26 protein-coding genes are annotated in these 24,170 nt (G+C 40.0%); 15 read left to right on the forward strand and 11 right to left on the reverse strand.

Annotated features, from left to right (window positions below; translation table 11 throughout):
- Nucleotides 1–567 precede the first annotated feature (567 nt).
- The 9 genes from fdxB to HWQ39_RS06820 all read left to right on the forward strand — a co-directional run bounded on the left by fdxB (nucleotide 568) and on the right by HWQ39_RS06820 (nucleotide 8,454).
- Nucleotides 568–861 carry a ferredoxin III, nif-specific gene (gene fdxB, locus HWQ39_RS06780; RefSeq protein WP_292842876.1) on the forward strand — a complete coding sequence of 98 codons (294 nt, stop codon included), beginning with the start codon at nucleotides 568–570 and terminating at the stop codon, nucleotides 859–861.
- Between the two features lie 530 nt (nucleotides 862–1,391).
- Nucleotides 1,392–2,381, forward strand: coding sequence for a cytochrome c oxidase subunit II (locus HWQ39_RS06785; RefSeq protein WP_292842877.1), 990 nt, complete (start codon nucleotides 1,392–1,394; stop codon nucleotides 2,379–2,381).
- 126 nt (nucleotides 2,382–2,507) lie between these two features.
- Entirely contained in the window at nucleotides 2,508–4,196 is a 1,689-nt protein-coding gene (ctaD, locus tag HWQ39_RS06790; RefSeq protein ID WP_292842972.1) for a cytochrome c oxidase subunit I, read from the forward strand.
- 387 nt (nucleotides 4,197–4,583) lie between these two features.
- Entirely contained in the window at nucleotides 4,584–5,180 is a 597-nt protein-coding gene (locus HWQ39_RS06795) for a heme-copper oxidase subunit III (RefSeq protein WP_292842878.1), read from the forward strand.
- A 107-nt stretch (nucleotides 5,181–5,287) separates the two neighbouring features.
- Nucleotides 5,288–5,773, forward strand: a complete 486-nt coding sequence (locus tag HWQ39_RS06800) for a hypothetical protein (RefSeq protein WP_292842879.1) — start codon at nucleotides 5,288–5,290, stop codon at nucleotides 5,771–5,773.
- Between the two features lie 199 nt (nucleotides 5,774–5,972).
- Nucleotides 5,973–6,584 carry a cupin gene (locus HWQ39_RS06805; RefSeq protein WP_292842880.1) on the forward strand — a complete coding sequence of 204 codons (612 nt, stop codon included), beginning with the start codon at nucleotides 5,973–5,975 and terminating at the stop codon, nucleotides 6,582–6,584.
- A gap of 56 nt (nucleotides 6,585–6,640) precedes the next feature.
- A complete protein-coding gene (locus HWQ39_RS06810; protein WP_292842881.1) occupies nucleotides 6,641–7,126 on the forward strand; it encodes an ArsC/Spx/MgsR family protein in 486 nt (161 codons plus the stop codon).
- Nucleotides 7,127–7,828: 702 nt separating this feature from the next.
- Nucleotides 7,829–8,176 carry a hypothetical protein gene (locus HWQ39_RS06815; RefSeq protein ID WP_292842882.1) on the forward strand — a complete coding sequence of 116 codons (348 nt, stop codon included), beginning with the start codon at nucleotides 7,829–7,831 and terminating at the stop codon, nucleotides 8,174–8,176.
- Entirely contained in the window at nucleotides 8,164–8,454 is a 291-nt protein-coding gene (locus HWQ39_RS06820; RefSeq protein WP_292842883.1) for a type II toxin-antitoxin system RelE/ParE family toxin, read from the forward strand. Before HWQ39_RS06815 ends, HWQ39_RS06820 begins: the two co-directional genes overlap by 13 nt.
- A gap of 151 nt (nucleotides 8,455–8,605) precedes the next feature.
- Here HWQ39_RS06820 and cysK read toward each other — a convergent pair whose 3' ends face one another.
- The gene (gene cysK, locus HWQ39_RS06825) at nucleotides 8,606–9,565 is read right to left on the reverse strand and encodes a cysteine synthase A (protein WP_292842884.1); all 960 of its coding nucleotides are present in this window, start codon (nucleotides 9,563–9,565) and stop codon (nucleotides 8,606–8,608) included.
- A 1,098-nt stretch (nucleotides 9,566–10,663) separates the two neighbouring features.
- On the opposite strand from cysK, the gene HWQ39_RS06830 reads away from it, so the two are divergent.
- The 6 genes from HWQ39_RS06830 (at nucleotide 10,664) to HWQ39_RS06855 (ending at nucleotide 13,901) form a co-directional block, all read left to right on the forward strand.
- A complete protein-coding gene (locus tag HWQ39_RS06830) occupies nucleotides 10,664–11,086 on the forward strand; it encodes a hypothetical protein (protein WP_292842885.1) in 423 nt (140 codons plus the stop codon).
- A 35-nt stretch (nucleotides 11,087–11,121) separates the two neighbouring features.
- On the forward strand, nucleotides 11,122–11,409 hold the full coding sequence (locus HWQ39_RS06835; protein ID WP_292842886.1) for a hypothetical protein: 288 nt from the start codon (nucleotides 11,122–11,124) through the stop codon (nucleotides 11,407–11,409).
- 2 nt (nucleotides 11,410–11,411) lie between these two features.
- Entirely contained in the window at nucleotides 11,412–11,723 is a 312-nt protein-coding gene (locus tag HWQ39_RS06840; RefSeq protein ID WP_292842887.1) for a hypothetical protein, read from the forward strand.
- 346 nt (nucleotides 11,724–12,069) lie between these two features.
- Nucleotides 12,070–12,405: a hypothetical protein gene (locus HWQ39_RS06845; protein ID WP_292842888.1), complete on the forward strand. Its 336-nt coding sequence runs from the start codon at nucleotides 12,070–12,072 to the stop codon at nucleotides 12,403–12,405.
- Nucleotides 12,406–12,529: 124 nt separating this feature from the next.
- Nucleotides 12,530–13,537: an LLM class flavin-dependent oxidoreductase gene (locus HWQ39_RS06850; RefSeq protein ID WP_292842889.1), complete on the forward strand. Its 1,008-nt coding sequence runs from the start codon at nucleotides 12,530–12,532 to the stop codon at nucleotides 13,535–13,537.
- Nucleotides 13,527–13,901, forward strand: coding sequence for a hypothetical protein (locus tag HWQ39_RS06855; RefSeq protein WP_292739813.1), 375 nt, complete (start codon nucleotides 13,527–13,529; stop codon nucleotides 13,899–13,901). Before HWQ39_RS06850 ends, HWQ39_RS06855 begins: the two co-directional genes overlap by 11 nt.
- Nucleotides 13,902–14,066: 165 nt before the next feature.
- Here the strand turns inward: HWQ39_RS06855 and hypB are convergent, their stop codons facing one another.
- From hypB to HWQ39_RS06905, 10 genes are all read right to left on the reverse strand, one after another.
- Complete coding sequence (gene hypB / locus HWQ39_RS06860; protein WP_292842890.1) at nucleotides 14,067–14,933, reverse strand: hydrogenase nickel incorporation protein HypB; 867 nt, start codon at nucleotides 14,931–14,933, stop codon at nucleotides 14,067–14,069.
- A complete protein-coding gene (gene hypA / locus HWQ39_RS06865) occupies nucleotides 14,924–15,265 on the reverse strand; it encodes a hydrogenase maturation nickel metallochaperone HypA (RefSeq protein WP_292842891.1) in 342 nt (113 codons plus the stop codon). The genes hypB and hypA overlap by 10 nt, the downstream gene beginning before the upstream one ends.
- A 20-nt stretch (nucleotides 15,266–15,285) precedes the next feature.
- On the reverse strand, nucleotides 15,286–16,389 hold the full coding sequence (gene hypE / locus HWQ39_RS06870; protein ID WP_292842893.1) for a hydrogenase expression/formation protein HypE: 1,104 nt from the start codon (nucleotides 16,387–16,389) through the stop codon (nucleotides 15,286–15,288).
- Nucleotides 16,390–16,474: 85 nt separating this feature from the next.
- Nucleotides 16,475–17,653, reverse strand: coding sequence for a hydrogenase formation protein HypD (hypD, locus tag HWQ39_RS06875; protein WP_292842895.1), 1,179 nt, complete (start codon nucleotides 17,651–17,653; stop codon nucleotides 16,475–16,477).
- A gap of 197 nt (nucleotides 17,654–17,850) precedes the next feature.
- On the reverse strand, nucleotides 17,851–18,111 hold the full coding sequence (locus HWQ39_RS06880) for a HypC/HybG/HupF family hydrogenase formation chaperone (protein ID WP_292842897.1): 261 nt from the start codon (nucleotides 18,109–18,111) through the stop codon (nucleotides 17,851–17,853).
- 76 nt (nucleotides 18,112–18,187) lie between these two features.
- Nucleotides 18,188–20,536, reverse strand: coding sequence for a carbamoyltransferase HypF (gene hypF / locus HWQ39_RS06885; RefSeq protein WP_292842899.1), 2,349 nt, complete (start codon nucleotides 20,534–20,536; stop codon nucleotides 18,188–18,190).
- On the reverse strand, nucleotides 20,526–21,743 hold the full coding sequence (locus HWQ39_RS06890) for a hypothetical protein (RefSeq protein ID WP_292842901.1): 1,218 nt from the start codon (nucleotides 21,741–21,743) through the stop codon (nucleotides 20,526–20,528). Before HWQ39_RS06890 ends, hypF begins: the two co-directional genes overlap by 11 nt.
- Before the next feature lie 851 nt (nucleotides 21,744–22,594).
- Entirely contained in the window at nucleotides 22,595–23,443 is an 849-nt protein-coding gene (locus HWQ39_RS06895) for a NifU family protein (protein WP_292842903.1), read from the reverse strand.
- Between the two features lie 221 nt (nucleotides 23,444–23,664).
- Nucleotides 23,665–23,889 (reverse strand): hypothetical protein, encoded by a 225-nt coding sequence (locus HWQ39_RS06900; RefSeq protein WP_094353475.1) that lies wholly within the window; start codon nucleotides 23,887–23,889, stop codon nucleotides 23,665–23,667.
- An 8-nt stretch (nucleotides 23,890–23,897) separates the two neighbouring features.
- Nucleotides 23,898–24,137: a hypothetical protein gene (locus tag HWQ39_RS06905; RefSeq protein ID WP_292842905.1), complete on the reverse strand. Its 240-nt coding sequence runs from the start codon at nucleotides 24,135–24,137 to the stop codon at nucleotides 23,898–23,900.
- Nucleotides 24,138–24,170 lie beyond the last annotated feature (33 nt).

Here is a 24,170-nt window from a genome sequence, read left to right on the forward strand (position 1 = left end):
TTAAATCAAAGTAACTTAAAAATTGTTGCTTTCTAAACTACATATTGCAGATATCAAAATGTAATAAATAAACATATAGCCTAGTATATATGTATACTGTTTATATAAATTTATTTCCCTAAATCTAAAAATATTTGCAAAAGAATATCATTACTCTTAGAGATATAGTTGCATTTGCTGGAAATAATAGTTAAATCGGCAGTTCTAAACCACATATAGATGAACCTTTAGTCACCCGTAGAGGTTTCAAATCCTCAACTTTTATTTATGCTCTGTATGGAAATAGCTGATTGTGGGCTGCTACCTCCAGTCAGATATTGAGTCAGAGACTCGATGAAGGCATTCCTATGCAGAGCATTGGAACGAGGAATAAGAATGATTTATAATAATTATTGGCAATAATTTTCATCTATAAATTTAAATAAAAAACAATTTAGGATTGTGTTCAAAGTCATCGAAATTTGATGAGATAAAAGTAATTTTTGAATACAAAATAATAAAAGATTAGGATAGTATGATGATTAATGCACAAACAGATTGACAGGCAAAATTACTGAGGATTTATTCATGGCACAACTAACAGGTTTGACATTTGGCGGTAAGGCTTGGACACCAAAATTTGCTCAGGAAATTGACAAAGATAAATGTATCGGCTGTGGCAGATGCGTTAAAGTATGCGGCTACAATGTGCTTGGATTGAAAGCGCTCAATGAAGAAGGCGAATTTGTGGAAGATGAAGATGATGAAGAAGTTGAACGGAAAGTAATGGCAGTTACTTCTCCAGAAAACTGTATTGGTTGTGAAGCTTGTTCACGGATTTGCCCCAAGAATTGCTACACGCATAGTACATTAAACAACTAAGGTTTTTGAAGTTAGTCAAAATTGTTGTTCATTCAAGGAGGCACTGTTTCGATAAAGCGCAAATGCGCTAGGCAAGGTAACTTGAGGGGAATATTAAATATTTACTGGAATCAATCAAAAGTTTACAGTAAACAAATCCGTAAATCGTAAATTGTTCGCTATTAACAAATTTAAACTTGCTGCTAATATAGCCTAATCAACATTAGGACTAACAGTGCCCCTTGGAACAACTAGCTTTTCTGAAAGCAGGGGGCTAACTTTGTAGTATGTGTTGAAATATAATTTGTAATTTTGTGGGGGAAGGATATGGAAAAAATCTGGAAGTTTCCCCCTTTTTTAATGGCTGCACGTTAGAAATTTAATAAGTGAAAAGGAAATGGTAAATGGGGAAAGAACAAGGGAATAGGGTACAGGTTACAGGGAATAGATAAATTCCTATTACCTGTAACCTGTAACCTGTAACCTCTCCCCTAAAACCTAAACTCAGAAAACAACACCTCTAAAGACGGTTTACAAAGCAGGTAGCAGGTATGCAACAAGTTCCTGTTTCACTATGGACTCTGGTTGCTGGGATAGTAGTTACAGCAATCAGTATTTGGATCGGACAAAACCACACTCTCATGCCGGTGCAGGCATCGTTACAAGCGCCTTTGGTAGACGGTTTTTTTAACGTCATGTTTACCATTGCGATCGCACTCTTCTTGGTGGTAGAAGGAACAATTGTAGTTTTTTTGATTCAGTTTCGTCGCCGTCGGGGTGACGATACCGATGGTGTGCCAATAGAAGGTAATTTGCCCTTAGAAGTCTTTTGGACAGCAATTCCAACAGTGATTGTCCTCCTCTTGGGCATCTACAGTGTAGATGTTTTTAACCGAATGGGAGGCTTTGATCCTGCGGGTCATCCTCATTCAGCAGCTCATGTTGCTCAGATGCCGGGGAGTGCGATAGCTGCTACATTAAGCGATACCTCTGAAGCAACAACTGCCCCAGCAATAGCCCCAACAATTGGCATTGGCGCGTCTCCTCAAACCCTAAACAAACCAGCCGATTTAGTTGTTGATGTCAAAGGGATACAGTACGCCTGGATATTTAATTACCCCGATAGTGGCATTACCTCTGGGGAATTGCACATACCCGTCGGTGCTGATGTGCAACTCAACCTTTCAGCACAGGATGTAATTCATTCATTCTGGGTGCCAAACTTTCGGCTGAAGCAAGATGCACTTCCCGGTATCCCGACTGAACTACGATTTGTCGCCACCAAACCAGGTACATATCCCGTAGTTTGTGCTGAATTGTGCGGTGGTTATCACGGTTCAATGCGGACACAGGTAATTGTCCACACACCAGAAGAATATAAAAGCTGGCGGACAGAAAACCAGATCGCTCAACAGCAGAACCTCAATCAAGTCGTTGCAATTAATCCAGCCGACTTATCAACATCAGAGTTTCTCGCGCCCCACACCCATGATATGGGAATTAGTGCAGCAACTTTAGAGTCATTGGTCATTAGTCATTAGTCATTGGTCATTAGTCATTAGTCATTGGTCATTAGTTATTCGTAACGGACAAATGACAACGGACAAATGACAAAGGACAAAAGACAAAGGACAAAAGACAAATGACAAATGACAAAGGACAAAAATATGACACAGGTAGAATTTCCACGGAATACTCCACCAGAGGAAAATAAACCGGAAATGGTGGCTAGCCACACCTCCCATCCGAAGGCGTGGAAATGGCAAGATTATTTTACATTTAATGTTGACCACAAGGTTATTGGTATTCAATACCTGGTGACAGCGTTTGTGTTCTATCTTATTGGTGGACTGATGGCTGTTGCTCTTCGTGTCGAATTAGCAACACCAGATGCAGACTTACTCGACCCCAATCTGTATAACGCTTTTATGACCAATCACGGGACGATTATGATCTTCCTGTGGATTGTCCCTAGCGCTATTGGGGGATTTGGTAACTTTTTGGTGCCGTTGATGGTTGGTGCTAGGGATATGGCTTTCCCGAAGCTAAATGCGATCGCCTTTTGGTTAAATCCCCCAGCCGGTGCGCTCATTTTAGGTAGTTTCTTTTTTGGCGGTTCCCAATCTGGTTGGACAGCTTACCCACCATTGAGTTTGGTGACAGCCCCAATCGCTCAAACTATGTGGATATTAGCGATCGTCTTGGTGGGAACTTCTTCAATTTTGGGTTCACTGAACTTTGTGATCACCATTTTGATGATGAAGGTTCCCAGCATGAAATGGGATCAAGTACCCTTATTTTGCTGGGCAATCTTGGCAACCTCCTTGCTAGCACTTTTCTCCACACCTGTATTAGCAGCTGGTTTAGTTCTGCTGTTGTTTGACCTCAACTTTGGCACCTCCTTCTTTAAACCAGATGCAGGCGGTAACGTTGTAATTTATCAACACTTATTCTGGTTTTATTCTCACCCGGCAGTATATTTAATGATTCTGCCCATCTTCGGCATTATGTCCGAGGTAATTCCAGTCCACGCCCGTAAGCCAATCTTTGGTTATAAAGCGATCGCTTATTCTAGTGTAGCCATCTGCGTTGTCGGTTTGTTCGTCTGGGTACACCACATGTTTACCAGCGGCACACCCGGCTGGATGCGGATGTTCTTCACCATCTCCACCCTCATAGTTGCAGTTCCTACTGGCGTGAAGATTTTTGCCTGGGTTGCTACCCTTTGGGGTGGTAAAATCCGCTTCACCACGGCGATGCTTTTCGCCATTGGCTTGTTATCCATGTTTGTCATGGGCGGCTTAAGCGGTGTAACGATGGGAACAGCCCCTTTTGATGTTCACGTCCACGACACATATTATGTAGTAGGACACTTCCACTACGTTCTGTTTGGCGGTTCCGTGTTTGGCATCTACGCCGGCATTTATCACTGGTTCCCCAAAATGACCGGACGAATGCTGAATGAAACTTGGGGACGCGTTCATTTCGCCCTCACCTTCATCGGCACTAATCTTACTTTCTTACCCATGCACGAATTGGGTTTGAAAGGAATGCCCCGACGAGTGGCAATGTATGACCCCCAATTTATCGATCTCAATCAGATTTGTACCTTTGGTTCATTTGTTTTGGCGATATCAGTAATTCCTTTCGCCATCAACATCATCTACAGTTGGCTCAAAGGGCCTTTGGCTGGTGATAATCCTTGGCAAGCTTTGACCTTAGAATGGACAACTAGCTCACCACCTGCAATTGAAAACTGGGAAGTATTGCCCGTTGTGACTCATGGCCCTTATGACTACGGTCAGGAGCATAGAACTGAATTACAGTCATCAGCGACGCCAGAAGCTAGTGCTTAGTACAGCTTTGTTTATGTAAAAACGTAGCGTTTTTAATGCAAGCCAACGCATTCACAATGCAAGTCTATGCATTCACAATGCAAGCCGACGCATTCACAATGCAAGCTAATGCATTCACAATGCAAGTCAATGCATTCACAATGCAAGCTAATGCATTCACAATGCAAGCTAATGCATTCACAATGCAAGTCAATGCATTCACGATGCAAGCCAATGCATTCACATTGTCGAGTATTGCCAAATTTAATTCGCTACGAATTAATGAAATGCTGTACTTAGTTAAAAAATAACTCTTGTGGGCTTGGACATCCGAAAACCCATCCCACAAGAAAATCAAGATTGTGAAGAATTCAATTGCCCGACGCTTCACCTTTAAGGGTAAACAATATGACCATAGCTACGACAAGTGAAGATCACAGTGCAGGACACGAAGAACATCCAGATTTAAGAGTTTGGGGTCTATTAACGTTCCTCGCCTCTGAATCTCTGATGTTTGGGGGATTTTTTGCCACCTATTTGTTTTTCCGAGGTACTACAGCAGTTTGGCCTCCAGAAGGAAGTGAAGTAGAATTACTTGTGCCGACAATTAACACCATTATTCTGGTGTCTAGTAGCTTCGTGATTCACTTCGGTGATACGGCGATTAAAAAGAATAACGTCAAGGGAATGCAACTGTGGTATGCAATTACTGCACTCATGGGAGCAATTTTCTTGGGTGGTCAGGTTTATGAGTACTCAACATTAGGATACGGACTGACTACCAACGTCTTCGCCAACTGCTTTTATATCATGACCGGGTTCCACGGTTTGCACGTTTTTATCGGACTGTTATTGATATTACGTGTATTGTGGCGATCGCGTCTCCCCGGTGAATATTCTGCAACCAATCATACTTTCATCGAAATGGCAGAAATTTACTGGCACTTTGTAGACATTATTTGGATTGTTCTCTTCACCTTGGTGTACGTTCTCACTTTGTTTTAACAAAAGTTAGGAGTGAGGAGTGAAGAGTTAAGAATTTATAACTTCTAACTCGTAATTCACAACTTCTAACTCCTAACCCCTAACTCCTAACTCTCCAGGACTTTATTATGCAAGTTAATACAAACCAATTCTCATGGTTCCAGGTTCCAGAAGATATCAAAAATCTCTTAATTTTAGCTGCACAAAACTGGGAAAATACATCAGAATCGGAAAAATATATTCAGCAAGCTTTAGCACAGACTGGTGATAATACCGATGTCCTAATAGCAGCATATAGATTTTTCTATTATAAAAATAATTATTCTCTTGCACTACAAACAACAAGCAAATTATTAGATAAAATTAAAGAAGTAGAAAAATTCCCTGATGACTGGGAGCAACTTAAGCTTATATTAGTCAATCGCAAAGAAGACCCACAAATTCGATTGTACTTAAATGCTTATGCTGCTTCTGGATTAGTACTAGCAAAGTTGGGAGCAATCGAGGAAGCAAAAGAAATCAGCACCAGAGTCCAACAGATAGACGACAAGAATGATTTTGGTTCTGGAATTCTGCTGGATATTTTGACACGCCCAGCAGAAGAAGACGATTAATTAGTCAGCAATGAAAAGTCAAGGTGAAAATCATGAACAATTGGTTATCTACTAAATCATATTCTCTATTAGGAGCGGCTACTGATAGTAACTCTATCTTTCCTCCTATCAACATACCTACAAAATTCCCTGTAGGTAATATCCCTAACGTCTCACCGATCATTGTGATCCAATCTTATCCATTATCAATTTAAAAGTTATGAAAGGTAGGGATTGGCTGCTAACAGGGGACGGTCAGTATCAAGCCTGTAAATCTGTAAGAGCATGGAATTTATTGAGAGAAAATTACCGCTTTTATCGGTTTTTAACTGAGGTGGAAGATGTTCTCAATAGCAGTGACAATGAAACCAATTGTCTGCCAGAAATTCGGATGCTCGTAAGGCGCTTGATAGTAAATTCCTACTGGGTGGGAAGTCAACATTTAGAGCCTTCGCCTAAAACGGGAACCTCTGTTTTACTCCTATATGATGAATTGGGTTTTCCGTTGACGGTGCAAACAGTAACATTTGCACCAGGAACCCGTTCAAACATTCATAATCACGGGACGTGGGGAATTGTGGCGGTGCTAAAAGGCCAAGAAAAAAATACTTTTTGGCGACGCACCAATAGCCCAGAATTTCAGGACAAAATTGAAGCAACGGGAGAAGTAACTCTGTTCCCAGGAGACATTATTAGCTTTACTCCCGATGCAATTCACAGTGTAGAAGCAGTGGGTGAGGAACCAACTGTGACTTTTAATATTTATGGCGAAACCGATCCGAATGAAAGGTTTGAGTTTGACTTAGTTAGCCATAAAGCTAGGAATTTTTAATTTCATCGGTTCGTAGTTGGCGCTTTAGCGCTAAAAAGTAATTAGGAGATAGTTGCATGGCAAGAGTAAGTTTCTATAGCAAACCAGGCTGTAAAGGTGGTACTAAGCAAAAAGTTTTGCTCACAGCAGCGGGTCATGAGGTGATACCATACAATCTGCTAAAAGAACCTTGGACAGTTGAACGATTGCGCTCATTTTTTGGCGATCGCCCCGTAGCCGAATGGTTTAATCTTTCCGCCCCCAAGATAAAATCTGGTGAGGTGGTTCCTGAAAAAATCGATGCCCAAACCGCTTTGGCGCTGATGCTGAAAGAACCGTTGTTAATTCGCCGTCCTTTATTAGAAGTAGGCGAACAGCGCGAGGTAGGATTTGATGTACAAAAGATTGATGCTTGGATTGGCTTACAAGCTATGGATGAATCCTTGCAAGAAATCAGCGACAAGCTTTTGAAGCAAGATTTGCAAAACTGTTCCCACGGTAAAGATCATCATCACAGTAACGATTCTCACGAACACCAAAAGCAAGGCAACTGTAAGCATTAATACAGATTGAAGAAGAATTCAGGAGTCAGAATCAAGACGCAACGCTCTCTACGTTCGCGCAGCGTGTCGTAGACAGACGCTAAAAGCGTAGCTTGCTTCTTTGTCAGAGTACGAATACTCGCTATCCGCCAGTCGTGCAGAATTCATTCTAAATTCTGAATTCTGACTCCTAATATCATGTCCGGTTAAACACTTGTCATTGCGAACGAAGCCTTAGCGTAGTAAAGCAATCGCAAAGGTTTTGGGATTGCTTCGCTTTACTTCGTTGCGTACCCTGCGGGTTCTCCGAAGGAGTACGCAATGACATATCGTAAGTGATTTAGCGGACATGATATGACTCCTGAATTCTGTTCGATAACTTTGAGATGCAACAATGCTCTCAAGTATCAATAGACAGTTTTGGAGTGAATTAGTATTCGTAACATCTGAGATAAAAATATGCTTATTTTTATCTCAGATGTTACGAAGCTATCCTTGCATGGGCATATTGAAATTGCTGCATTCTTTATCTCATAAGCTTTTTAGCCTATTCTGTCTCCCCATCAGGTGTTTTATTCATTTGGAATGGTGGTTTATTTACGCCGTGTTGTACTAGTAAAAACGTTGCTGGTGGTGTCTAGATGCTGCATTTGGTAAATTACAGTGTTTTAGCTAAAGTTTAGATAGTATTTACAGCAGAACTACTACAAAAATTCAAAGCTTATGACAGCAAGTAATATTAAGCAGCAAATTTTAGAGCATATTGAAACTTTACCCTCAGAACAGGTAAAAATTCTCCTGTTAACATGGCTGACTAGTCCATCAGAGGATTTAGAAGATTTTGAGCAGTTATTAATAAATCAACCTACTCAAACCACAGAAACATCATTTGAGTACGGTGAGATAGATGTAGCATTAAATTTTCAACCTCTTACTGAAGCCCAAATGGTTCAGCAGAGCCAATCTGCTCTCGAAGCTTATCTTCGCACAGGTTCAGGAGTAGCGAATAACCTTGTGCGTGAATGGGCAGACAGTTTAGGAACTGATACCGAACGCCCATGTCCCAGATAGTTTGGACTCTAACTGCAATTGACGACTTAAATCGTCATTACGATTTTATCAAACTTAATAATGCTGATGCAGCGGCACGGGCAGTACAAGCAATTGTCTCTTCAGGTGAGAGTTTACAGCAGAATCCTCGTCGAGGTGCGATTGTAGATGAAATAGCAGGATCACGAAAACTTTTAGTTTCTTTTGGTAAATACGGTTTTATAATTCACTACGCTATTCTTGAGAATGATGTTGTGATTTTACGCGTCTATAACGGGCGAGAGAATCGACCTCGTTAGTATTAATTTTTATATGATGGGCACAAGATTAATAGTCTTTCGGAAGTATCGGCGCTATTGGTAAAGCTAGCAAGAGACAAGCACCGAATGAAATGCTAGAGCCAAATAAGAAGGACAGGGAGATTCATTACTCCGTTGTCCCCCTATTTTCTTAACGGACGCCAGCAGTTTCTAAAGATAAATCTTGAAACATGGGTGTGCTGAGGTAGCGTTCGCCAAAGGAAGGCTGAATCATGACAATTAAACGTCCGGCATTTTCTGGACGCTTACCTACTTGAATTGCAGCACATAAAGCTGCACCAGAGGATATCCCAGATAATAAGCCTTCTTCTTTTGCTAAACGGCGTCCATAAGCGATCGCTTGTTCATCGCTAACTCTAATTACTTCATCAACCAATTCTAGGCGGAGAACATCGGGGATAAATCCGGCGCCAATACCTTGAATTTTATGTGGCCCGGCTTCACCACCAGAGAGAACTGGGCTGTTGCTGGGTTCAACTGCGATCGCTTTAAAAGTCTTCTTACGCTGTTTGAGTACTTCTGCAATCCCAGTAATCGTCCCACCAGTACCTACCCCAGCAATGACGATATCTACTTCTCCGTCTGTATCTGTCCAAATTTCTTCGGCGGTGGTTTCTTGGTGAATTTTGGGATTTGCAGGGTTGCGGAACTGTTGCAGCATAAAAGCATTGGGAGTCTTAGCCACAATTTCTTCGGCTTTGCGAATTGCTCCCCGCATACCTTCCGCGCCTGGTGTCAACTCCAAAGCTGCGCCATAAGCCCTCAGCATAGCTCGTCGTTCTTGGCTCATTGTCTCAGGCATGGTCAAAATCAAACGGTAGCCACGTGCTGCTGCTACCATTGCTAAAGCAATTCCTGTATTGCCAGAAGTAGGCTCAACTAAAATGGTTTTTCCTGGGGAAATTGAACCAACCGCTTCTGCCGAGAGTACCATACTTAACCCAATGCGGTCTTTTACCGAAGCCGCTGGGTTCATGCCTTCTAATTTAGCAACTATCCTTGCTACTACTCCCTCAGCTTGAGGAATTTTGTTCAGTTGAACTAAAGGAGTTCGTCCAATCAATTCGGTTATGTCTTGAGCAATTCGCATTATTTAACTCCTAAAATCCTAAATATTAGTGCAGAGTATTTACTTATAACAATAAGCTTTTATATATTTAATTTGCAGTTTAGTGTCAATGAGTGCATATACTATGTATTCTAACTAAACCACAAAATATGAAAGCTTAGGAAGAGCTTTTATCAGAAGAATTCAGAACTTAGGAGTCAGAATTCAGAACAATACAGTTCAGTTAAGCTTCTCTTCCTTCTCTTCCTTTGCGTCATTCTCTGACGAGACGATCACTTCAGCCGACAGCTAGCGTACCACCCTTATATTTTACCATTTGGAACTGCTGACTATTGTCTCGTAGGCTAAGATTAATTTTTGATAATTCTGTATATATGAATAATTTTTCCTATGTTTTCTATTTTTTATGGAAAGATCATTGACTTTTAAAACATTTAATTTTTATTTCTCATTTCTTAGTCTATCTTTATCAAGAGACATTAATATTTTCTTTTGAGTGCAGATTTTCTCAGCCCAAAATTGCATCTAAAATAGTCCTTAAGCATTGCCTACATTGCATTTAGATTGAGTACAAAAATACCAGAACCCCACCTCGAAAACACTAGAACCCCGCCTTGAAAACACTAGCACCCATACCCCAATGAATTTTTATAAGACTTATCAGGGGCGGATTACAAGCTTTGAGTACTATTCTAATGAATTTAATAATCTTAACAGGGCTGGGGTAAACTGTTTTGTGGAGAGGGGCTGATATAAATCGTATAGGATTTACGCAGAGATTCCCCTCTACCCCCCAACATTCCTGAGCGAAAGCTGAGTGAACTAGGGGGGACTTCTTAATCTCTCTTTTGAGAGTAGGATGAAACCAGGTGCCCGAATCTAAGTGCGTTATTTCTGACTGAATAATCCTATGTTTTGTAAAAAGGGTGGTAACTTTTTATTAGTCAGTAGTCAGTGGTCTTTAGAAAAATAACTGACAACTAATGATTGTGAAAATTACCAATTACACATATTTTAATATCAAAACTGTTTCATAGGTAGAAATATCTAACTACTTTAGATAAACAGCAAAAGATATTTTCTTACTGGGTGCATACTACCTGGCAAGGGAGAGCCAAGATGAAAGCCAAACTTTTAAATGTTCTTACAGTTTGCGTCGTTACCTTAGTAGTGCTTTCACCTGAACTAGTAGTATTTGGTATAATTTGGGAGCGACATCTAGAGTTAGTAAAATCTCAGAATTTAGCTTACCAAGTTGACCACACTATTACAGATGCTCCCGCCTTGGCTCCCCAGATAGAGGGTACACATTCCCCTCAGACTAGTATTCAATCCTCTGATCGTAATGTGGTTCATCAAATGCTGACTGTTGCTGAACAATATAAATTTGCCACTATCCTGCAATGGTTCTTCTTGTTAACTCCGATTTGTGTTGGGTTAGGGATTCTCTTTTACGACAGATATCTAGTTCATCGTGCTGCTGTTTTAAAAGAACAAGTTGAAATGTTGGAAAGACTGTGGCACCAAAGTATCGAACAGTAACTTATTCACAATTTACTAAAATCAAGAAAATTAGCATGACAGACCAAGAACAACGCCAAAGCCTATATTTTAATCTGATTGATGAGTTACTCAGATGTCCTAACGGTCAAGAACCAGCAATTTTAGAATCTAAACCAGAATTGATTGATTCCGGCTTAGTACAAACAATGTTGCAAGTAGCAACTATGTTTGCCCATGAAGGCAATCAAGATGGTGCCCAATTTCTATTTTTTGTGGCGCGTGAGTTAGCGAAAGAATTAGGTTTATATCCAGAAGTTCCCAGTACTGAAGTTGCAAATACTGAAGCTGCAAGTAAGGAGTAAAAATGCTGTTGACTTCAACGGATGCGGGACAAATAGCTTTAGAACTGCTCATGGCAGATTGGAATATTTCAGAAGAGAACCGAGAGTGGTTCACAATCTTTAATTCTCGTCTAATTGGCGAGAGTTGGTACACTGTGGAATTAGGTATAGAAGGATTTCCCGATCGGTGGTTTATTCAAGTATATGACACTGGAGTGTGCGATCCGAACTATACATTTATTTCACCAATCCGTGGTTCGGAAGGATTTACAGATTTTGTAACTGTGCCGGATATTATCGCCGAGGTTTTAGTTTGTGAGCGCAATGCTCGGTAATAATTAAAATCCAAAAGTTAGAATTCAATATCATAGTATTTGGGAGCGTATCACCTTTACAAATATCCCTGTCGATTAGGGAACTCCAAGAAATAAATTATCCAATATTGTGGGGTGGGCAACATGAGCGTCATATAAACTGGGCGCTCATGTTGCCTACCCGACAAGGGTTAATTGTATAAAGACGCTTTACGCAAATCGGAGGTGATACCAAAGAAGGTACACCTCTTTTTTTGTGTAATATTTAATATTTTATTTAAACTAGTAAGGTAGTTTTGCTATATTTAATTGATAAAATTATGTTATATTAAATAGCGTGATAGACGCTACAGAAATATCAGTTCTAATGATTGCTGAAGATATCTTAGCCAAAGAATTCACAAGAGTCGTCAACCATTACTACCCGCAAGTTGGAGAATTGCTGGATGGGTGTTATGTAAAAGTCATCACCTGTTTTTGGGGACGACCTGCCAGACGTTTGCAATATATAGGAATTTATTGCTCTGACGAAATGATTTCCTGTGTGCAAGCTCAAAAAGAAATACTCAGAGAAGTTGCAGGCAATATGGGTTTAATCCAGGTTGTTTGTATGAATGCCAAGCGATTATTGCGCGATCCGATGTCGAAGGTCAAAGAGAACAATCCACGTCTATGGTTGGAATTGCAGTGGGTTGCAACTTAATGATTCATGGCATTAATTGAGAGGGGTAAATGCTTTTGTAGTAAGCACTAAAATGTTTACTACAAACCTATCGACCACTAGAATAACCAGCACCTACGGTGAATACAAAGTATCAACATAAGTAATGAAAACTGGAATTTTCTGCAATTACGATAATTTTCACCAAGATGCTCGTCGTGCCATGTTTGAGCAAGTCGCGCTGGTAAAACAGGCTGAAAGCTTGGGTTTTGAGGAAGCTTGGGTAAGCGAACACCATTTTAGTGAATCCAATCTCAGCCCATCTATGTTGCTGTTAATGGCACACTTGGCGGGATTGACTTCAACTATCCAATTAGGCACTGCGGCGGTGTTACTGCCATTCCATAACCCGATTCGGGTGGCGGAAGATATTGCCACTTTGGATAACTTGTGCAATGGACGATTATTATTTGGAGTTGCCAAAGGCGGCCCCTTTCCCCAACAAAATAAGCATTTTGCGACCCTGCCAAGTGAAGCCCGTCCTAAGACGCTAGAGGCGATCGCACTGATTCAAAAGCTCTTATATGAAACTGATGTATCATTTAATGGGCGATATTATCAATGCGATCGCCTGACCATTTACCCAAAACCATTGCAGAGTCAAATACCAGTGTATGTTGCCACTGGCGGCGATGATGGTATCGAGTTGGCTGCTAAACATTCCTTCAGCTTGATGGGTGGGCCGCCATTTTCCCTAGAGAGATTGAAGGATACTGTTAGCAAATATCGAGCCTTAAATTCTAGTGGTGCGGAAAAATTCGTGTTGGCACGCTTCTTTTATGTTGGCAAAACATTTGACGAGGCAGTGAGTGAAGCGTTACCTTTCGTTCGCAAATTTAGCCAGAAAATGAAAGCTAATTCGGCTGAACTATTGAAAAATAGTGCGAATCCCAACCAAAAACAATTCGATCGCACAAATATTTGTTTCGATGAAGATTATTTGATTGAGAATTCAATTATCGGTGATGTGGAGATTTGTCGAGACAAAATCAAGAAATTTCAGGACGAATTAAATTTAGGTACGCTAGCACTCAAACCCTCGTCTGCGGATTTGCAAAAAAACCTGGACAGTTTGACGCGCTACAACCAAGAGGTGCGAAATTATGTCTTCTAAACTATACTTGCTTCCTCCCGATGATTTACCTCCCACTGAGGTAACGAAACAGGATGGAATGCTGCAAATGGAGCTAGAGCAGTCTACAGGTAGATGCTTTTATCTAGCCTGCGATCGCATTACGCGAGTCCTATTATCTAATTGTCAGTGGTATCTCACAACAAATGCTAGCATCCTCACATTAATTATTGATTGCCCTGACTTAGTATCTTACTGGCATATTGTCAGCAATATTCCCCAGTTAGGTAATAGGTTAGAGCGGTTTGCTAGCAATGGCAAAATTCGCGTTTATCCGCCATTTGGCAAAGGAACGCCATTTGAAATCAGCGTAAATGAAATATCAGCTTATCGAGATTGGCTTTGAGGTAAATAGGCCAGAATTGGGAATCGCACAAAATATAGCTGTTTTACACCCTGTACTTTTAAAGTGCAGGGTGTTGCAATTTTAGAAGAGTTACATAGGTTTTTAAAATTATCTTTCTCTTCCTTCTCTAACGAGACGCTGCGGGAATGCGGTTCGTTAAAAAAATTAGATATTCTTCAAGCGAGAAGAAATTAGTGCTGACAAGTTTGTTACCTTTTCAGTTAGCCACGCATACCAATTTTCTAAACCAGCACCAGTAGTTGCAGAAACCTGAAAAATCTGAATTTTGGGATTTACTTCTTTAGCATATTCTATGCACTTTTGAACATCAAATTGCAGGTAAGGTAGCAAATCGATTTTAGTGAGAATCATGATATCACTTGCACGGAATATATGCGGGTATTTTAGCGGTTTATCTTCTCCTTCGGTGACTGAGAGAATCACGACTTTTGCCTGTTCACCCAAATCAAATAAGGCTGGACAAACCAAATTTCCGACATTTTCAATCATCACAACTGAATTCGGTGGCGGATTCAGTTGTTGTAAACCTCTGTCTATCATTGAGGCATCTAAATGACAGCCTGTTCCAGTATTTATTTGGATGACTTTAGAACCAGTTTCTTTAATTTTTTTGGCATCGTTAGCAGTTTCTTGGTCACCTTCAATGACACTAATAGATAATTGTTGCTTTAAGTCATTGATGGTGCGAGTTAAAAGAGTTGTTTTGCCAGCACCGGGAGAACTCATTAAATTTAAGGCGAGAATATTTCGACCTTTAAACCATCCCCGATTTTGGGCTGCTAGCAGGTTATTTTTTGCCAATATATCCTGTTCTAAGGATATCGTTGTGTTGTGTATTTTGGCATGAATTTGAGGCGCTTCTATATGAGTGTCGTGATTATGGGAATGAGTAATGACAGTTCCATCTGGTAAAGTATGAGTATGGTGATGGTGGTTATGTTCAGCTTCATCTGTTTCTAAATTGGTAATTTTAGCTTCACCATCATCCGAACAACCGCAGATTACACACATAATTCCTCTATTTCTATTTCTTTAATTTTCAGTTCTTCACCAGTAATTAAATCTAATTGCACGCTACCACAGCTACAGATACCAAATGGTTTATCTACAGAAATTTCTGCACCACATTGGCGACATTTTGCTAAACCGGGAATTTCTATAATCTCTAATATCGCTCCTTCTAAAACTGTGCCTTGAGTACAAATATCAAAACAAAATCGGATAGCGTCGGGCATAATGGCTGAAAGTTTACCGATTTGTAATAAAACTCGCTGCACTTTTGCACCTTTGGCATTCTCAGTCACAATTGCCACAATATTTTGAGTAATTCCAAGTTCGTGCATACTATAAAATCTATTAAAAATTAACAAATTCGTGGTAATTGGTCGCCTACTAACATATCAACAATCCTTTCAGCACCAAAAGCTGTTTTTAATAATACGATACCTGGGGGTGAGGTAATAACTTCGCCAATAATACAAGCATCTTTACCTGCTGGGTGGGATTTCATCGCAGATAAAATATTGTTAGCATTCTCTTTTGCAGCTACTACAACTAATTTACCTTCATTAGCTAAATACAATGGGTCTAAACCGAGAATTTCACAAACTCCGTTGACTTCTTCCCGCACTGGAATAGATTCTTCAAAGAGACGAATTCCCACATTTGAACTGAGAGCAAATTCATTTAAGACTGTAGCTAAACCACCGCGGGTAGCGTCTCGCATAGCATGAACTTGAGGACATATATGGAGAATCGTTTCTACTAAACTATGCAATGGCTGACAATCACTTTCAATATTAGTTTCTAAGGCTAATTCTCCACGGGCAATTAAAATTGCTGTTCCATGATTGCCTATTTCACCATTAATTATTACTGCATCTCCAGGTTTAATATTGTGAACAGAAATGTTAATTCCTCGTGGGATGATACCAATACCAGCAGTGTTAATAAAGAGTTTATCGGCTGCACCACGATGTACAACTTTTGTGTCACCAGTGACAATTTGAATACCTGCTTTTTCTGCGGCTGCTTTCATACTGTTTGCGACACGGCGTAAAATTTCAACAGGTAATCCTTCTTCTAAAATTACGCTGCAAGTTAGGTATAAAGGTTTAGCACCACTGACAGCTAAATCATTAACTGTGCCGTTGACGGCTAATTCTCCTATATCACTACCGGGGAAAAATAACGGGTCTACTACATAAGAATCTGTTGTAAATGCGAGTCTGTCTCCTTGTTGGAGGAGAGGGGTTAAGTTGAAGCTGGCTTGGTCTTCTAGTTGTGAAAGAATTGGGTTATCAAAATTGCTGACAAAGATATCATCTATTAAATCGCGCATGGCTTTACCACCGCTGCCATGTGCGAGAGTTATATGAGTGTCTTGCACTTTACTTTTGCGGCGGCGGACTTGTTCTATTTTTTGGAATAGGGGATTTTGTATTGGGTTTGTGGGGGGGAAATTCATATTAAAATTTTTTTAAACGCAAAGGAACGCAGTAGACGCTTTTGCGGCTTGCCGCAGGCTGGGAAGCGCAGAGGTACGCTGAGTATTATTCTGAGGAGAAGCCGCAGGCGGGGAGGGGTTCTTGAGTTATTTTTGGTTTTTGGGTGATTGTTCTTTTGGCAATTGTGGAGAGTCGCCCGTATTTGTAATAGGCTGCACAAGCACCTTCGGAAGATACCATGCAAGTACCGATTGGTGTTTCTGGTGTGCAAGCTGTACCGAATACTTTACACTCCCAAGGTTTTAAGACTCCTTTGAGAATTTCTCCACATTTACAAGCTTTATGGTCGGCTACTTTGAGGTTAGGAATGGTAAATTTAAGTTCGGCATCAAATTGGGCATATTCAGGTTGAATTTTTAATCCTGAATAGGGGATGTCACCTAAGCCGCGCCAATCAAAACTATCTCGCACTGCGAAAACTTTATTTATGGCTTGCAGGGCTACTGTGTTTCCGCTTTTTTGGACAATTCGGTTATATTGATTTTCGACTTCGCAACGATTTTCTATTAACTGTTGCAATAGCATCCAAATTGATTGGAGAATATCTAAGGGTTCAAATCCTGATACGACAATTGGCTTATTATATTGTTGGGAAATAAATTGATATGGGTCAGTGCCAATTACCATGCTGACATGGCCAGGGCCAACAAATCCATCAAGTTGTAAGTCGGGATTATCTAGTAGTGCTTTGAGGGCGGGAATCACGAGAACGTGATTGGAAAACATACTAAAGTTATGAATTTTTTCGGCTGCTGCTTGCAGAATGGTGAAGGCGGTGCTGGGGGCTGTGGTTTCAAAGCCTAATGCGAAGAAGACTACTTCTTTGTCGGGGTTATCTCTGGCAATTTGCAGGCTATCTAGGGGAGAGTATACCATACGGATGTCTGCACCTTGTGCCCTAGCTTGCAGTAAAGTGGTGTTGGAACCGGGAACTCGCATTGCGTCGCCAAAGGTGGCAAAAATGACGTTATGATTTTGGGAGATTGCGATCGCATCATCTAATCTCCCTTTTGGCATCACGCATACTGGACAACCAGGCCCATGAATTAGTTCAATGGTTTGGGGTAAAATTTCTTCCATACCGTATTTAAATATGGAATGGGTATGTCCGCCACATACTTCCATGATTTTGATGGGTTTCTCTAGCTGGTGGCATAATTTGGCGATTTCGCGGCATAAGGCTTCAGCTTTTTCAGGTTCGCGGAATTCGTCAACATATTTCATAGGAAGTGAGGAGTAGTGAGTTTTATTTATCTGTTAATTTCGCTTTTGTGGTAGAGAGTTTTTTTTAACGAACCGCATTCGCGCAGCGTCTCGTTAGAGAAGGACGCATAGATACGAAGTGGCTTCCTGAAGGGTAGGGCGCGAAGGAAGAGTGAGAGATGTTTGAAACTCTTTTTCTATGTGAGGGAAAATATTATTTAAGTATTAATTCCTGCTTGTACTGCTGCTAATTCTTGAAGAAGTTGTAATGTTTCTGCTGCTTCTTGTTCGTTAATTCGATTCATAGCAAAGCCAACATGTACTAGCACCCAATTGCCAATACAAGCTTCGGGAGGATGTTGTTCATCTACGATACAAGCAATATTTACTTCGCGCTTCACACCACCAATGTTAACTAGGGCTAGTTTATGGTTAACGTTGGTAATTTCTATAATTTGTCCGGGGATTCCTAAGCACATTTTTTTATTTTTAAGATAAACTAACCGCAGAGGCGCAAAGAACACAGAGAGAATTCTTTGTGAGTTTTTTCAAAAATCAAGACTCATATATGAATTGTGCGGCTGTAATAACTGCTTGTCCTAAAGATAAACCGCCGTCATTAGCTGGAACTAAGCTGTGAGTGAGTACTTTTATTCCCAATTTTTCTAATCGTTTGGTAACTTGCTCTAACAATATACAATTTTGGAATACTCCTCCTGTTAGGGCTACCTGAGAAATTAGATTTTCTTGAGAAAGATGTTTAACCATTTCCACTATTGCATTAGCTAAACCTTGGTGAAATTTGGTAGCCATAACTGGTTGTGGAATCTGCTGCTGTAAGTCATCGAGCAAGGCTTGCCACATTGGGCGCGGGTCTATATAATAAATCCTATCTGAAAAGCTAAAGTTAAAAGGATAGATTAGGGTTTCTTTATCATTATTTAAGCTGCTAACATCTACTATAGCTTCAAGTGCGATCGCAGCTTGTCCTTCATAGCTACATTCATCTCTATAAATACCGATAGCCGCTGCCACTGCATCGAACAATCGCCCTACTGATGAAGCTGGAGGAGAGTTAATTCCTTTCTCTATAAGTTGATTGAGTAGTTTAAGTGGCTTGTTTTTCAAAAACTTAAATATTTCTAAATCAGTATATTTTTGTTCGCAATCATCCCAAAGGTTAGCAGCTAATAATTGGGCATAAGTATTACGCCAAGGCTGATAAATTGCTTGTTCGCCACCAGGCATTGCTACTGGTTTAAATGTTGCTAGTCGTTTAAATTTTCGGTAATCTGCTAGAAGAAATTCTCCACCCCAGAGTGTACCATCATCGCCGTAACCTAGACCATCTAAAGCAATACCTAATATTGGAGGCGAATCTAAAGGAATTCCATTTTCTGCCATGCAAGCGGCGATATGGGCATGATGATGTTGAACTGGATAAAGTTTGATTTGATTTGTGTTCGCAAGTTCTTTACCAAGTTTGCTTGAGAGATATTCAGGGTGTTTATCAATGGCAATTACTTCTGGTTGATGCTCAAATAAATTTAAGTATAAATTTAAAGTTTCTTGATAAGCATTGAAAGCCGCAGTATTTTCTAAATCTCCTAGATGTTGAGAAAGAATTGCTTCTCCTTCACGCAATAGGCAAAAGGTATTTTTTAACTCACTACCCATTGCTAAAATTTGCGGTATATTCTGAAATCCTGGTGGTAAACTAATTGATGCTGGTGCATATCCTCTGGCACGGCGAATTGTTTGATCTTTATCACCAAGAACACGCACAACCGAATCATCTACCCGATTAATAATCTCTCGATTGTGAAAGAGAAAATAATCAGCAATTGTTCCTAATTTTTCTCTTACTTCATCATTATCAATACATTGTGGTTCATCAGCAATATTGCCACTTGTTAAAACAATTGGGCGATTCATCCGCCGCAGAATTAAATGATGCAGGGGCGTATAAGGAAGCATGAAACCGAGGCTACTTTGCCCTAATGCAACTGATGATGCTAATTCTTTTTTACCTGAAGCTTGTAATAAAACAATTGGTGCAGCAGAACTGGTTAATAATTCTTTTTCTTTGGCGTTGACAATACAATATTGTTCAATTATCTCAATATCCCGCGCCATTAAAGCAAAGGGTTTATGATAGCGCTTTTTACGCTGACGCAGTTTTTGTACAACGGTTTCTTGTGTTGCATCGCAAGCTAGATGAATACCACCTAACCCTTTAATTGCTACAATCTCACCTTTTTGCAACAAGCTACAAACGGCATCAACATCATCCAACATCGAAAACATGGAAGCAGTAACCAATTTCCCATCGGCGCGTTCTAACCAAGCAGTGGGGCCGCAAACATGACAAGCGACAGGTTGGGCGTGAAAACGGCGATTTTCGACATCGTGGTATTCCTTTCCACATTCTGAACATACGGCAAACGCAGACATACTGGTATTGCATCTGTCATAAGGAATGGCACGAATAATACTCAGTCGGGGGCCGCAATGAGTGCAATTAGTAAAAGGGTAACGAAAAAAGCGGCTAAAGGGGTCGAATATTTCTTGTTGACATTGCAAACAAGTGGCTGCATCAGGGGTAATTTCTGTTTTAATAGCATTACTGACGCTAGTAGAAATTACAAAATTATCAAATTTAAATTCACTTTCAGAAATAATCCTTGTTAGTTGATTAATTCTTGCCAATGGTGGACATTCTGTTTGCAATCTGGCAACAAATTCTGTTATTGCTTTCTCACTACCAGATACCCGAATTAAAACACCCTGTCCATCATTACAAACATCTCCACGTAAACCACAGGCTTTAGCCAGACGATATACAGTAGGACGAAATCCTACTCCTTGAATAGTACCGCGAACTCTAATTTCTTCAGTCGGCATAGTTAAAGTGCCACAGCAAAATTCGGTTATTTCCAGAATCAGCTATCACTGCTGTATTACCGCAAATTTTTATCCCGTAACACCAATTTAAGCTATCTCGTTTAGGTAGTCCAAAATTACGATTTTCACCTTTATTTTGAAAATTTATTTGTCCTGCTAACCCATCTGCCACTGCACCTTGCAGTGATAAAATTGATTCTAGCTTTCTCCATCCTAGCAAGCGAGAATTAGCTGTATCTGCAACTACTAACCAGTCGCCAGCCACCCCAACACCATAAGGCATACTCAAACTACTAGCGCTTGGCAAATAAACTCCTTGATTCATTTCCACAAAATCAAAGCTTTTTTGTCCTAAAACCACTGCACAAGGGGTATTATTTTCTATTGGTATTCCCTGCCAAATCATCACTCGATGATTACCTGCATCGCTGATAACTAAATTTTTTCCCCAAAGGGTAATATCGTGACACCAACGCATACTCGCTGCGGTTGCAGAAGCACCGCCGTTTTCATTGCGAGATATCATATCTGGTTGTCCCAAAACTACATCAGCAGGCTGACCATTTTCTGTTGGTAACTGATGCCAAATTAATACCCTACGATTACCAGTATCGGCAATAAATAGCCGTCCTTGATGATAGAAAACACCATAAGGCCAGTGCATTGTACTAGCGGATGCTTGTTGACTTCCCCGATTTGGTTCATTATCAATAAAATTAGCTTGTCCTAATACCAAATCGGCTGGAACATTGTTATCTTCTGGTAAGTTTTCCCAAATTAAAACTCGATGATTCCAAGCATCTGCTACGGCTAAACCTTCACCACAAGCACAAATCCCTGTTGGTACACTTAAGGTTGCACTTCCCGGTGTACTTTTAGCATTTTGTCCTTCATGATAAAAATCAGGTTGTCCAATTACCCAATCAGCAGGTTGGCTATCTCGTGTGGGTAATTTTTTCCATCCTAATAATCGATGATGTCCGGTATCTGATACCCATAAAGGGCCGGTTTTTGATAACAAACAAGCACCACGAGGCCCAAACATTGTTGTGGGGTTAGGTGCTACAGGTATCACTAATTGTTGTGGTTCAATAATGTTACCTAAAATTACCTCTGCACCTTGAGGTGATAGAGGTAAATATTGAGAAATTTCTGTTGCTTCTAGCGGTAATTGTGATATGGGATTAATTATGATTGGGATATCCATGAACCGCAGATAGACGCTGATAATTATTTAAAAACATTAATGTTGATTAGCATGTAACAGTAGTAACAATTTTGCATTATTTTTTTGTCAAATTAAGTGAAAAATTTTAATAAATTTCTGTATTAATCAATCTAAAAAAAATTATACTTTCCCGTTAGTAGCTTTTACTACACTGCAATTTTTGGTAGGAGTGCGCGATATACTGAAAAAAGAAAGTCAAAAGGCATTTTGAGTAAGTCAAAGTTAGTTTGACTTGCGGAGAACACCAAAATGAGTAAGTCAAAGCTTATTTGACTTGCGGAAAACACTAAAATGAGTAAGTCAAAGGGCATTTTGAGTAAGTCAAAGTTGATTTAACTTGCGGTAAACACCAAAATGAGTAAGTCAAAAGGCATTTTGAGTAAGTCAAAGTTGATTTTGCTTTCTTAAAACCCTAAAATGAACAATTTAATTACGGAAATCAGAAAAAAATCTAGTCTATTGACAAAGCATTTAGAGATTTGGCTTACACTAAAGGCTAAAGTGAATGTGCAAAATACTGATATGAAAAAGCAAATTAGCTGTGATTTTCTAATTGCAAAGTATATTTGCTGATACAGCAGTTTGCAAGTAAATGTCGAATTACCCCCCTTGTAAAGGGGGGAAACAAGAAATCCAGTTTCCTCCCCTTATAAAGGGGAGGGTTAGGGTGGGGTAATTGTAATTCGATAACTTGTGTCTACACGTATTATTATGTGCATCTTCATACAGAATTGGTATAACTCCCCTGTTTATCCGAACCTGCCTCCTAACTCAAAATTCTTAGTCCTTGTAATTCATGCAAAAGAGAACTGTTGTATGTTAGGTTTGCATCATGATTGTTGCAGTTTTACAAAAACTTTATCGTCTTTAATTTTTACTGGATAGGACTGAAGTGAAACATCCGGTGCTGTTAAGCATTCACCTGTCTCTAACTTGTACTGAAATCCGTGGGAAGGACAGCTGATAATACCATTTTCAATTTTACCTTTATCTAGAGCAGATCCTAGATGAGGGCAAGCATTTCGGTAACATTTTACTGTAATACCTTGACGGTGTAAAATTAGGGAATTACCAGAAAGTTGTACTGTCAATATACTAAATTCAGGAATTTGATCAATAGTTGCCACTTTGATCCAAGTAGAAGTTATTTTTGATGAAAATGGACTAATTAAACCAAAATTTGCGTTGTTAACTGTAGGGTTATGATTGACCGCAACTACTTTGGTAATTTCGGGACAATGATTTTTGATTGCCTGTTCTACTCCCTGAGATAAAGTTAAAGTAGAAGTTGGACAACTGCTGCAAGTTCCGATGAATCTGACTTCTACTGTATCTGGAGGTTTAATTGCTACTAGTTCTACATCTCCATTATGGCTTTTTAAGCCTGGGCGAACTTCTTCAATGGCTGTTTGAATTCGTTGTGCTAATGGTGGTTTTGGTGGTTTTACTAGTTCGTGATAAAGTAGTACTGCGTATACTACCTCATCACTAACAGCATGACGTAAAGCTGACATTGATTCTTGCTTGAGGCTTTTAATTAAATTAGTTAATGCCGCTTTGTGCAAAGCTTCAATTGCTCTTTTTAGACCGACTGCTACACACCTTTGGCTTTCATCCCATTCGGATATAATTGCCTCAAAGCGGTTAATTTCCCGAATTAATTCTTCAAGGTTTGTCATTAATCATTAGTCACTTATACTGAGTTTCGACTGCGCGGTAGTTGAGCGCAGTCGTTGGCGTAGCCTCTTGTAGAGAAGTATTAGTCATTGGGCAAAATAGTTCAGAGTCCCGTTAACGGTAGCAGGGCGTTTAGCCTGTTCCCAGTCCTGAGTAAAAAAGTGAGATTCCCTACTCAGCATTCATCAGAGGCATTGGTTATTCCTAAATTACCAATGACAAATTACTTCGTTTTAAAATCTTTGAGGAGAAATGGCATAATCAAGCCTGTCACTAAGCTAGATAATGTTATTGGTAAGTAGAAGGGAATATCAGCTTGTGCAAATAACACTAGCAGTAACGAGCCGATAGCGGTTGCGATGGCAGTTTTTTGGACAAAATATATAGGGTCGCGTAGTAATTTTCCTTTGAAAAACAACTTAGCAGAAAACCACCCAAGTTCTAACATGTTTCCTCCTAATAATGTGTCAATAAATTAAGTATGGCAAACCCTAATAGGATTGCAGGAATTACACCCGCAGGGGCGAATAAAGCACCAAGCATTGCTGAAAGCTGATAGCCGATATCTTTTCCAGCTAACAGCATTCCACCAATAGCACCGCCAAGCATAGATAAGGCTGTTGCTACAAGTATCCACACTAATCCCGTTATTATGTTCAAGTCACCATCTGCTAAACTTGTGAGAAAATCTCTCATGCTGTTTTGTTCTCCTTATGATAATGGGGTGGA

Origin of the sequence: Nostoc sp. NMS8, assembly GCF_017115045.1 — a bacterium.
Taxonomy (GTDB): Bacteria; Cyanobacteriota; Cyanobacteriia; order Cyanobacteriales; family Nostocaceae; genus Nostoc.